Below are 12,153 nucleotides of genomic sequence, written 5' to 3' on the forward strand. Positions count from 1 at the left end.
GTCTATTCACCAAACTGAATACGGTGCAATTGTGCATACGCACCATTTTTTGCAATAAGATCGGCATGGTTGCCACGCTCAATGATGGCGCCATCATCAACCACAAGAATCTCATCAGCTTTCTCGATAGTTGACAAGCGGTGCGCAATCACGAGTACCGTTTTGTCTTTCTGCAGCTCATCTAATGCAGCTTGGATAGCGCGTTCGGATTCTGTATCCAAAGCAGAGGTCGCCTCATCAAGAATCAATACCGGTGCATCACGCAATAGAGCACGTGCAATAGCGACACGTTGACGTTGACCGCCAGATAGACTCGCGCCATTTTCACCAATCATGGTATCAAGTCCATCATCCATTTTGCTGATGAATTCCATAGCATGCGCGAGTTTTGCCGCTTTCTCGATATCACTGCGCTCGTATTTTCCATCCGTTGCGTAAGCAATATTGTTTGCAATCGTGTCATTAAATAAATGCACATTTTGTGATACTAGCGCAAACTGCTGACGCAAGTTCTTTAACTCGTATTCACGAATATCATGTCCGTCTAATGTGATGGAGCCACTATCAACATCATAGAAACGATTGAACAAGTTCGCGATGGTACTTTTACCGGAACCGGAACGACCAACCAGCGCAACGGTCTTCCCTCTTGGAATATCGAAGCTGACATTTTCCAATGCTGGCTTTTCTGCGCCAGTATAAGTAAAGCTTACGTTTTTAACTGAAACATCGCCATTTGCGCGTTCAACTGTCAACTTACCTTCGTTTTTCTCAGGCTCAAGGTCAATCAACGCAAAGAGCGTTTGGCTCGCGGCCATACCACGTTGGAACTGAGAGGTAACGTTAGTAAGCGCTTTAAGCGGACGCATCAAACCAAACATCGCAGAGAAGACAACGGTAAATGTACCTGGAGTCAGTTGCTCTTTAATCGAGTCAATACTTGCTAAGTAAAGAACGGCAACAATAGCAAGTGACGCAATCATTTGGATGATAGGGTTAGCCGCTGCTTGAGCTGTCACCAACTTCATGCTTTGTTGACGCATTTGGTTGCTGACCTTCTCAAATCGTTGACGCTCGATATCCTGGCCACCGTAGCTCAGCACGACTTTATGGCCTTTCAGCATCTGCTCTGCTGACGCAGTCACGTTGCCCATCATTGTCTGCATATTTTTGGATATTTTTCTAAAACGTTTAGAAACGACACCAATACCCCACGCGACAACGGGAGCAACAGCAAACAGCACTAACGACAACTGCCAGCTGTTGTAAAACATCAGGACTAACAGGCCAATGATACTTGCACCTTCGCGAACGATGCTCACTAACGCCTGGCTGGTTGCCGCAGATACTTGCTCTGAATCGTAGGTAATACGTGACAATAAATTGCCCGTTTTTTCCTTATCGAAGTAAGACACTGGCATATGCATAAAGTGATTGAATACCATGCGGCGGACTTGCATAACCACATTGCCGGATACCCAGCTCAAACAGTATGTGGAGACAAATCCACTTATGCCACGGACAAACATCATGGCAAAAATAATCAATGGAAGCGTGCGTAGAAAATCAGATTCAGCGTTCCCAAAACCTTCATCTAGTAATGGTTTTAATAGGGAAATCATATAGGTATCTGATATAGCATTAATAACTAATGCAATGACTGCAACGACAAGACCTGACTTGTAAAGGCGAATAAATTGCCATAGACGCTTAAACGTCTGCCAAGTCGTTTCATCAGTATTTATCGACATAGAAGTGCTTTATTTTCTTACATTAAGACTCTCATTCTACTCCCTTACGCAGCATCTGCCTATACCAAGGCTCAAATGTATCGCTACGTTTGGTTTCTGAGCGCCAATTATCACGGTGAATAGAGAAGCTTACCTGACCATATTCCCTAGTATCAAGCCAAGTAATGTCAAGCTTGCGATATGCTGCAACAACATGTTCTGCCGGCATTCCCCATTGATTATTTTTTGCCAAAGAAGCAACGGCCACACTCGGGTTTACCGCTTCAATAAAGCGAGGATTCGACGAACTTTTACTACCATGATGAGGGACCAACATCACATCACTTTTTAACTTTTCAGGCCCCCTGAGCAAGATCCACTCGCTAATGGTCTCAATATCACCAGTAAAAAGCATACTGAACGTAGAAATAGGGTCGGTAAGACGTAGCACACAGGAGTGCGGATTATATGCACGTTGAACAACAGCAGGAGGCCAAAGTACTTCTATATTTAATCCTTGCCATTTCCAATGTTCGCCGCGAGTACAAGACTCATATCCGATAAAATTTTGGCTACTGAGTTTGCGCTGTGGCGAAAAGGCATCTTCAATGAACAAGCGTCCTCCTGCATGGTCATTGTCGGAATGGCTGAGGATCATCGTATCGATGCTTTCATAACCTCGTTTATGCAAGACCGGAGTGACTACCTGCTCCGCAATGCTGCCATTTTGCCATGCTTTACCTGTATCATAGAGCAACACTTTATCGTCTTTTTCTACAATCACCGCAAGGCCATGGCCCACATCTAGTACATCAATGCGCCAATGTTGCTGATCATATTCCGATGTGAGCTTAATACTAATTACAATGCCAAGTAACAAACACCACCCGTACTGAAACATGAATCGTTGAAACACCAAGCAAATAATTCCCGCCAGAATCAACCCTGTCATTTCTATACTAATGGGTTGCCAGGAGCCTATCGCGTACTGAATTGACGTGCTCAATGGCTGCAATGACCAGTCCACCAACTGCCACAGAGGCTTTGCTATCATTTCAAGAAATAAAGATGAGAACAGGGCCAGAAACATCAAAGGCACAACGATAAATCCGAACCAAGGAATAAACGCCAAGTTGTATGCAATTGATGACAAACTGAAACCAGAAAAGTAATAGCCACTAATAGGCACGATTAACACACTCAACATCAATTGAGTAAGCAGTAGCACTTTTAACTTCGCCTTCCAGCCCCCGTTTTGATGCCGAATCAAATTGATTGCGAACAACACTGCGCAAACTGACAAATACGATAACCAAAAACTCATGCTATACGATGCAAAAGGTTGAACAAGCAGTTGTAGCGCTACCGCGAGCAAAAGTACCCGCCAGGAAGCCCAGTGCACTAAGGTATATTTGAGAACGACGTAAATAATACATACCGACACCGCGCGGGTAGTAGGTAATGAGAAGTCAGCTAACCAAGCATAGGCAACGGCAAACATCAGCCCACATAAGCTAGGCAATAGCTGGTATTGAGGTAACGCATAACGAATGGCACCGCCCACCACTAGCCCAAAAGTGAACGCCATACCAATATGTAAGCCCGAAATCGAGACCAAGTGCAGTAAACCACTGTCTCTGAGTGCTTGCCAATCCTCCTTAGATAACCAAGAGCGATCGGCAAAAACTAACGCATTTATTAACGAGAAATGATGAAGGGAGGACACATCCTCCGAAACATCAGCGATAATGGCTTGGCGCAAAGATGTAGTAGAGCGAATAATCCAGGTAACATCCTTGTTAACAACACCGCGTGCGATAATGCTTTTACCCATTGCGTGCTTTTCGGCATCAAAACCAGCTTCGTTGCGTAGGCCTGTAATCGGCTTTAACGAGACGGATGTCGTAAACTCACTGTTAACATCGAGTGGAAAAGGCGTAATAAGACGGATTTTAGGTTTAAGAAAAGGTAACAGAGTTTGAGAATTTACCTTTTTTAGAGCCACAATGCCTTCATATCCGTGACTTATTTGCGTAAAAGGGCTGTCAACTTTACCAATTATGGTAATATTCTCCCCTGCTTGAAAAAGGGCTTGTCTCTGAGACTCCAATACATTGCCGTGGACGATGACAACCATAAAGCCCGCAATTGCGCCTATGCTAATTAAGCCACGACGTAATTTGATTATTGAGCCAGTGGTTATTATTCCCAGCAGCAGCCAACGCCAATCTGGTATTGTCGGCCACCAAGCTGACGAAATTACGCTCGCTACAAATAACGCCAAGGTCCAACTTTTTTCTGAGAGAGTCATGCTGTCCTATGCCTAGAAAGCTGATAAAACGCTTCATGCCAGATCATGAATTGATCAAACGCCAAAAAGCATTGAAGGTCTTCGGCAATGTGTTGTACAACCCGAACTTGTGGTGTTTAAATCGTCGCTCGGCGTCTGGGGCTTTTGCTGTCGGGTTATTTATGGCATTTGTTCCGCTACCAAGCCAAATGATCATGGCTGCAGGTTTGGCAATCATGCTTGGCGTCAATTTACCTCTCTCCGTCGCTTTGGTATGGATAAGCAACCCCATCACCATGCCTGTGTTATTTTATTTTGCGTATAAGCTTGGCGCTTTAGTGATGCATGTTCCTCCGCAACCTTTCCACTTTGAACTTTCGTGGGAATTCATCATGCAACAGATGAGCACTATTGGCCCTCCATTCTTATTAGGCTGTGCTATCTGTGGTGTCATATCCGCGATTATTGGCTACTTCGGCATTAGAGGACTTTGGCGCTACTCAGTGGTTCGGAGCTGGCAAAAACGCAAAATAAGATAAGACGTTACTGCATAAAAATCAGCATTTGCGCTATCAGTTGAGGGGCACCTAACAGTTAGAATGAAACACGATGTCGCTCAAGTTGGATAAATACAAAAAAGGACCGAATTCGGTCCTTTTTGCTTTTCTCGTATTGTAAAACGGTTGGTTATTTAGAACTCAGCACCGCTGCCGGATTTAACTTCGCGGCGCGAGAAGCGGGATACCACGTTGCAAGCAAACTCAAAACGATCGCCGTCACCGACACCAATGCTACGTCTGGCCAGTGTAACTGTGATGGTAAGAAGTCGACGAAGTAAATATCACCCGATAAAAACTGATGACCAATTAAGCTCTCTAACCCTTTAATTAACGGAGTCAGGTTTAACGCCACTAAGACACCGATAACACTGCCGACGAGACTGCCAAATACACCAGAGAACACGCCTTGCCAAACAAAGATACGTTTGATTAGGCTATCTTTTGCTCCCATTGTTCGCAAAATTGCAATTTCTGCGGCTCGATCTTTCACTGCCATCATCAGCGTAGACACAATGTTAAAACATGCCACACCAATCACGAGTACCATCACCAAGTACATAATAGTGCGCACGAGTTGTATATCGCGATACAAAAAACCAAACTTTTGCTGCCAGCTTTTCAAATACACGTAAACATCCACCATGCTACCTACCTCACGAACAATAGAAGGCGCATTGAGAACATCATCCGTTTTTAGTGAAATGCCAGTAACCCCTTCCCCTAACCTTGCGTACTGCTGAGCATCCGCTAATGGCACTAACGCTAAAGAGTGGTCTATTTGGCCATTCAACGTTAAGAACCCTGACACCTTCACGCGCACACGCTTAGGAGCCTGCACTTTGTTTGCGCCGCCGGTTTGCGGAATCATCAACGTAATGTAATCCCCCACGGCGACATTTAGCTCGTTTGCTACACCTCGGCCTAAGATCACTTGCTGCTGACCAGCATAAAAGTTTTGCCAAGCTTCTTGGTCAATAAAATTCGATAAGCTCGACACCGCTTGCTCGAAAGTAGGCTCTACGCCACGAACTTCTATCGCTTTTAGCTTACTGCCTTTTTCTGCTAACCCCGTAAAACGAACGTACGGCGCTGCCGCAACAACATCTTCATGGTTTAGGGCTTGATTCATCGTTTTGGTGTAGTTATGAAGCGGACCATTAACGCCTTCCAACTCACCGTGTGGAATAACTGACAACACACGCGATTGCAGCTCGCGCTCAAAGCCATTCATTGCAGAAAGACCGATAATGATCACGGCTACACCAACCGCAATACCAATCGTTGAAGAAAGCGAAATGAAAGACACCATCTTGTTGCGCTTTTTCGCTCGACTGAAGCGACCACCAATCATCAATGCTAAAGATGAAAACAAAATTAGCCCTCCGCAGACGCAGTATCAGTCACAAAACGATCTACGAGCAAACCATCTTGCATGTGCATTTGACGATCCATTTTCGCTGCCAGCTCTTTGTCATGCGTGACAACCAAAAATGCAATGTTTGACTCTTTATTGAGCTCGCGCATCAAATCATAGATAGACAGTGCCGTATTGTGATCTAAGTTCCCCGTAGGTTCATCGGCCAAAACCAGATCAGGTTTATTCACCAATGCACGCGCAATCGCAACACGTTGACGCTCACCGCCCGATAACTCGGAGGGTCTATGTTGCATCCGATGACTCAAACCAACTTTATCTAACAGCGCTTTAGCCGCCTGTTTTGCATCCGCTACTTTAGCACCGCCAATCATCAGTGGCATCGCCACGTTTTCAAGCGCAGTAAAATCAGCTAACAAGTGATGAAACTGGTATACAAAACCAAGGTGCTTGTTGCGTAAAGCCGCCTGTTTATTCGAACTTAAAGCCGATAGGTTTTGCCCTAGAAAATCAACTTCACCATGAGTTGCGTCATCTAACGCCCCTAAAATATGCAATAAGGTACTTTTTCCGGAACCAGAAGAGCCAACAATAGAAACCAGCTCCCCTTTATCGATATCGAAACTTACGCCTTTCAACACTTCCGTATCTAACGAACCCTCTCGGTAGACTTTACGAATATCACGACATTCTAATAGCTTATTCATAGCGAAGTGCCTCAGCAGGTTTAACAGAAGATGCTCGATAAGAAGGATAAAGCGTAGCAGCAAGGCTAAGAGCAATCGCCAACACCACCACTAAAAGAATTTGCAGTGAATCAATCAAGATGGGTAGATGACCACCAAAACTGAATAGCGCCACACCAGCAGATTCAAGAATCGCATTCAGGTTAAGTGACAAGATCACCCCCGCAGCGCCACCGACAATCGCGCCAATTACACCGCTGCTTGCCCCTTGTACCATGAAAATGGTCATCACTTGAGATTGAGTCATGCCTTGAGTTTTCAGTATTGCGACTTCTGATTGTTTCTCCATTACCACCATGATTAAAGCGGAGATAATATTGAATGCAGCAACGCCCACAATTAGACCTAGCATAAGTCCCATCATGTTCTTTTCCATTTTCACCGCTTGGAAAAGCTCACCACGCTGTTCGCGCCAATCACTCCATTGCCACCCATCAGGCATGGGTTGGTCAGCAAAATCCGTCACCATAAATGGGTCAGAGAAAAAGACACGCCAACCAGAAACCGTGTCTTTAGGGAAACGCATCAGCTTAGATGCATCCGTCATGTTCACAATCATTAATTGACCATCAACGTCCGATCCCGTATTGAAAATGCCTGAGACAGTAAAGTTTCGCTGGCTAGGAATACGACCAAGTGGGGTAAACTGCGTCGCGTTGGTCACCATCAAGCGCACTTTATCCCCGATTGAGACCTTTAGTGAACGCGCCAAACTGTGACCCAAAAATACATTGTAGTCACCTGCTTGAAGTGACGATAATCGTCCGGCAATCAAATGGTTGCTAATCGGATCGCCTTTCTTAGGTTCAATACCGATGAGGTAACCAGCCGTCAGCTGTGCAGAACTCTGAATAACAGCCTCTCCTCTAACGATAGGCTCCGGCTGAGATTCACTCGACATCGCTTGAACAAATGGAGGAGCAGACTCGGTCATAGGCGTTTTTCCATCGTGTTGCGAAACAACGGCATGAGGTAGCACACCTAAAATGCGTTCTTTTAACTGCGATTCAAACCCGTTCATCACAGAAAGAACCGTCACCAACGCCATTACACCGATCGTAATACCCGCCGTCGACATATAAGAAACAAATCGGCTGAACCTATCTCCAGAGCGTCCCCGAAGATACCTTAAGCCAATAAACAATGAGATAGGATGATACATATAAGACAAACCAACTGGTTGTTTTGATATAAAGCTTTAGCGGATTATCTTACCTTACTCTTCTCATTAAGAAGACAAGAGAATCGCTAAATTTGTCAACGACATGCAATAAGTCTGTATTTAGGGCAAAAAGTTCAAGGACAAATCAGGTAAACTTGATAACTTCATTCAGTTAGCGATAATCAGTGCCCTACTTCTCTTTGTTTGTTGAGTGAACAGGGAGCGCTCGCTGGCAAAAGGACCGACTATATGACAGAGCAAGAATACTTTACCGTCCATCATAATCTCACTATCAACGTCGAAACGTTGAGTGCGGATTTTGCTTTGCCAGATGAAGAAACCTTTGTCTCCGAAATTCCAGCACCGTTTATTGTTGCCAGCGAATTTAGCCATCTAGATATGTTGGCAGACAATGCACGTCTAGAGCTAAAAAACAAAGATTTAAAGCATGTGATTAACTTGCTTGATACGCAAAACGCGAAACTTAACCTCTTGTTGAGCTTTATGCTTTCACAACAAGATGACGCCTCCATTCGATACCAAACCACGAAGTTTGGTGCCAGCCAACTCAGTTACCGTTCAGATACAGCGCTATCTGCCCAACAACTCGTTCGTGTTAAACTGTTTCTCGATCATCCTGCTGCAGCGATTTACGGTTACGCTCAAGTAGAAGAATGTGATGCTTCAGAGCAAGATTTCATTATCACTCTTAGATATAAGATGCTACGTGAATCTGACCAAGATTTGCTCATAAAAGCGGCACTATATCAACAACAAAAACTTTTACGTCAGCGCTCGATGGAGCGAGATAAAAAATAACTCCTATGACAAAAGCAACGATTCTTTCCGTCACCAATCCTTCTGAGCGTGGCGACAAAAAACAGCTAGGTAATTTACCGGGCGCGGCTCTACCTCTAGCTATTGCTGAGCTAGCCAAGCAGCATTCGAGTCACTCGCTACTCATCGTGCCTGACCCGCAAATCGCTTTAAAGCTTCAGGCAGAGATTGAGCAATTCACCGAACAAACAGTAAGCCTGTTCCCTGATTGGGAAACGCTGCCTTACGATAACTTTTCTCCGCATCAAGAAATTATCTCTGAACGTATCGCGCGCCTATACCAACTGCCAAGCCAACGTAATGGCATTACCATCGTGCCAGTCAGTACGGTGCTGCAGCGACAGTCGCCACGTGATTTTCTATTGCAACATACCTTAATGGTGAAAACCGGCGATCAACTCTCGCTTGAGAAACTACGTGTACAACTTGAAAATTCGGGCTACCGCCACGTAGACCAAGTATTTGGGCCAGGTGAATACGCGAGCCGTGGATCGATTCTGGATCTCTTTCCTATGGGCAGCGATGACCCGTATCGCATCGACTTCTTTGATGATGAGATAGATACCATTCGCACGTTTGATCCAGAGAACCAACGCTCTATCGACGATATTCAGCAAATCCAATTGCTGCCTGCGCATGAGTTCCCAACCACTAAAGAAGCGATTGAGGATTTCCGTACACGTTGGCGCACCCAATTTGAAGCACGCCGAGAGCCAGAGTCGATCTACATGCAAGTGACCAAAGGCACTTGGCCCGCTGGTATTGAGTATTGGCAACCGCTGTTTTTTGACCATACCGAGACTTTATTTGAATATTTGCCAGAAGACTCTCAAGTCATCACATATGGTGATATTGAATCTGCGGTCGATACTTTCTTAACCGATGTCGAATATCGGTACGACCAGAAAAAAGTTGATCCACTACGTCCTCTTTTGACTCCTGAACAACTTTGGCTGAAAAAAGACGAACTCTTCAGCCAACTAAAACAGCTCCCTATGGCTCAATTGAGCCTAGAGAAAGTGGTTAAGCGTGCTGGTCGTCAAAACCTACCAGTACAATCGTTAGCCGAGCTTGGCGTTCAGCAACAAAATAAAGAACCGCTTTCGCGTCTTCGTCAATTCAGTGAGCAATTCAGCGGCAAAATTGTTTTCTCGGTAGAGTCAGAAGGTCGTCGTGAAGCACTAACGGAACTGTTGCAAGGCATCAAAGTTCGCCCAGTCGTATATGGCTCACTTTACCAAGCTCTAGATTCGGGTGATCGCTTCAGTTTGATCTTAGGCGCTGCAGAGCATGGTTTCATTCACGAAGAGCTGAACTTCGCTCTGATCTGTGAAAGTGATCTTCTCGGTGACCGCGTTATCCAGCGACGCCGCAAAGATAAAAAAGCAGTCAACAGTGACACCGTTATTCGCCACCTTGCGGAATTGAAACCCGGTCAACCCGTGGTTCATATTGATCACGGTATTGGCCGCTACATCGGTTTACAAACACTTGAAGCCGGTGGCATGAAAACGGAATACGTCACCCTTGAGTATCAAAACGATGCCAAGCTCTACGTACCAGTTTCATCACTAAACCTTATTAGCCGTTATTCAGGCGGTGCTGAAGAAAGTGCACCACTGCATAAATTGGGTGGCGAGGCTTGGGCAAAAGCACGTCGTAAAGCGGCAGAAAAAGTGCGTGATGTCGCGGCTGAGTTGCTGGATGTTTACGCTAAACGAGAATTAAAACCGGGCTTCAAATTTGAGCTAGATCGTGGGCAATACGCAACGTTTAAAGCAACGTTCCCATTTGAAGAAACGGATGACCAAGCGATGGCCATCAATGCCGTCTTGTCTGACATGTGCCAAGCAAAAGCGATGGATCGCTTAGTGTGTGGTGACGTGGGCTTTGGGAAAACGGAAGTCGCTATGCGCGCAGCATTTGTCGCAACGGATAACAGTAAACAGGTCGCCGTACTCGTACCAACAACCTTACTTGCTCAGCAGCATTTCGAAAACTTCCGTGACCGTTTTGCCAACTTGCCAATCCGAGTTGAAGTACTGTCTCGTTTTAAATCGGCCAAAGAACAAAAAGTCATTTTGCAAGACGTTGCCGATGGTAAAGTCGATATTGTCGTTGGTACACATAAGCTGCTTTCGAGCGACATTAAATTCAAAGATTTAGGTTTGTTGATCGTTGATGAGGAACACCGCTTCGGGGTTCGTCAAAAAGAAAAAGTCAAAGCAATGCGTGCGGATGTGGACATTCTTACCCTCACCGCAACACCAATTCCACGTACCTTGAATATGGCCATGAGTGGCATGCGCGATCTGTCTATCATCGCGACACCTCCAGCGCGTCGTTTAGCCATCAAAACCTTTGTTCGTCAAAGAGAAGAATCTGTGGTCCGTGAGGCGGTACTGCGTGAAATCATGCGTGGTGGTCAGGTTTACTTCCTGCACAATCAGGTAGAGACTATCGAGAAAACCGCGGAAGACTTGCAAAAGCTTATTCCTGAAGCACGAATTACCGTGGCACATGGTCAAATGCGTGAGCGCGAACTGGAGCGCATCATGAATGATTTCTACCACCAGCGCTTTAATGTGTTGGTGTGTACAACTATTATCGAGACCGGTATCGACGTACCAACAGCGAATACCATTATTATGGATCGTGCAGACAACCTTGGTTTAGCGCAACTGCACCAATTGCGTGGCCGTGTTGGACGCTCTCATCATCAAGCCTATGCTTACTTATTAACGCCACATCCAAAAGCCATGACCAAAGATGCTATCAAGCGTCTTGATGCGATTGCTTCACTGGAAGACTTAGGCGCAGGCTTTACTCTAGCAACTCACGACTTAGAAATCCGTGGGGCTGGTGAACTGCTTGGTGACGAGCAAAGTGGGCAAATTCAATCGGTTGGTTTTACACTGTACATGGAAATGCTGGAACAAGCAGTCCAAGCATTGAAAGAAGGTAAAGAACCTTCTTTGGACGAGCTGCTTCGTGAACAAACTGAAGTTGAAATGCGAATCCCAGCGCTCTTGCCAGACGATTACATCCCGGATGTGAATACACGACTGTCGATGTACAAACGTATTGCGAGCGTTACGAGTGGTGAAGAACTCTCAGAGCTCAAAGTGGAACTTATTGATCGATTTGGACTGCTTCCAGACGCGACGAAGAACTTACTTGCTGTCTCAGAATTGAAAATTTCGGCTGGTAGCCTAAAAGCGAAAAAGATAGAAGCCCATGATAAAGGTGGATTTATCGAGTTTTACCCTGATGCTGACATAAATCCAGCGTATTTGGTTAAACTGCTGCAATCACAGCCGCAAAAATTTGCAATGGAAGGTCCAACTAAGTTCAAGTTTAGCGTACCATTGGCGGACCGACGTAAACGCATTCAGTTTGTTCAAGACTTACTGAATGATTTTAAACAGAATTTATTACCAACGAGCTAATAGT

Annotated in this window: 8 protein-coding genes; 3 read left to right on the plus strand and 5 right to left on the minus strand. The window is 45.3% G+C overall.

Annotated features, from left to right (window positions below):
• Window positions 1-2: 2 nt before the first annotated feature.
• Window positions 3-1,751 (minus strand): lipid A ABC transporter ATP-binding protein/permease MsbA, encoded by a 1,749-nt coding sequence (msbA, locus tag CBX98_RS03250; RefSeq protein WP_006742148.1) that lies wholly within the window; start codon window positions 1,749-1,751, stop codon window positions 3-5.
• A gap of 31 nt (window positions 1,752-1,782) precedes the next feature.
• Window positions 1,783-4,041: a DNA internalization-related competence protein ComEC/Rec2 gene (locus CBX98_RS03255; RefSeq protein ID WP_109168567.1), complete on the minus strand. Its 2,259-nt coding sequence runs from the start codon at window positions 4,039-4,041 to the stop codon at window positions 1,783-1,785.
• A gap of 8 nt (window positions 4,042-4,049) precedes the next feature.
• Between CBX98_RS03255 and CBX98_RS03260 the strand changes: the two genes are divergently transcribed.
• Window positions 4,050-4,559, plus strand: a complete 510-nt coding sequence (locus CBX98_RS03260) for a DUF2062 domain-containing protein (protein WP_006742150.1) — start codon at window positions 4,050-4,052, stop codon at window positions 4,557-4,559.
• Window positions 4,560-4,707: 148 nt separating this feature from the next.
• Here the strand turns inward: CBX98_RS03260 and lolE are convergent, their stop codons facing one another.
• Genes lolE through lolC form a run of 3 tightly spaced genes read right to left on the minus strand, consistent with a single transcriptional unit; the run spans window position 4,708 to window position 7,863 of the window.
• Window positions 4,708-5,952: a lipoprotein-releasing ABC transporter permease subunit LolE gene (gene lolE / locus CBX98_RS03265; RefSeq protein ID WP_109168568.1), complete on the minus strand. Its 1,245-nt coding sequence runs from the start codon at window positions 5,950-5,952 to the stop codon at window positions 4,708-4,710.
• A gap of 2 nt (window positions 5,953-5,954) precedes the next feature.
• Window positions 5,955-6,662 carry a lipoprotein-releasing ABC transporter ATP-binding protein LolD gene (gene lolD, locus CBX98_RS03270; protein WP_005378457.1) on the minus strand — a complete coding sequence of 236 codons (708 nt, stop codon included), beginning with the start codon at window positions 6,660-6,662 and terminating at the stop codon, window positions 5,955-5,957.
• A complete protein-coding gene (lolC, locus tag CBX98_RS03275; protein ID WP_053349430.1) occupies window positions 6,655-7,863 on the minus strand; it encodes a lipoprotein-releasing ABC transporter permease subunit LolC in 1,209 nt (402 codons plus the stop codon). Before lolC ends, lolD begins: the two co-directional genes overlap by 8 nt.
• Before the next feature lie 249 nt (window positions 7,864-8,112).
• Between lolC and CBX98_RS03280 the strand changes: the two genes are divergently transcribed.
• Both CBX98_RS03280 and mfd read left to right on the plus strand, forming a co-directional pair.
• Window positions 8,113-8,682 (plus strand): hypothetical protein, encoded by a 570-nt coding sequence (locus CBX98_RS03280; protein WP_006742154.1) that lies wholly within the window; start codon window positions 8,113-8,115, stop codon window positions 8,680-8,682.
• Window positions 8,683-8,687: 5 nt separating this feature from the next.
• Window positions 8,688-12,149 carry a transcription-repair coupling factor gene (gene mfd, locus CBX98_RS03285; protein WP_109168570.1) on the plus strand — a complete coding sequence of 1,154 codons (3,462 nt, stop codon included), beginning with the start codon at window positions 8,688-8,690 and terminating at the stop codon, window positions 12,147-12,149.
• Window positions 12,150-12,153 lie beyond the last annotated feature (4 nt).

Source organism: Vibrio sp. T9, assembly GCF_003123985.1.
Taxonomy (GTDB): Bacteria; Pseudomonadota; Gammaproteobacteria; order Enterobacterales; family Vibrionaceae; genus Vibrio; species Vibrio diabolicus.

Bases quoted from the DNA above. Each gene is read 5' to 3' on its own strand.
- msbA (WP_006742148.1), bottom strand. From the start codon at position 1,751: ATGTCGATAAATACTGATGAAACGACTTGGCAGACGTTTAAGCGTCTA.
- CBX98_RS03255 (WP_109168567.1), bottom strand. From the start codon at position 4,041: ATGACTCTCTCAGAAAAAAGTTGGACCTTGGCGTTATTTGTAGCGAGC.
- CBX98_RS03260 (WP_006742150.1), top strand. From the start codon at position 4,050: ATGCCTAGAAAGCTGATAAAACGCTTCATGCCAGATCATGAATTGATC.
- lolD (WP_005378457.1), bottom strand. From the start codon at position 6,662: ATGAATAAGCTATTAGAATGTCGTGATATTCGTAAAGTCTACCGAGAG.
- lolC (WP_053349430.1), bottom strand. From the start codon at position 7,863: ATGTATCATCCTATCTCATTGTTTATTGGCTTAAGGTATCTTCGGGGA.
- CBX98_RS03280 (WP_006742154.1), top strand. From the start codon at position 8,113: ATGACAGAGCAAGAATACTTTACCGTCCATCATAATCTCACTATCAAC.
- mfd (WP_109168570.1), top strand. From the start codon at position 8,688: ATGACAAAAGCAACGATTCTTTCCGTCACCAATCCTTCTGAGCGTGGC.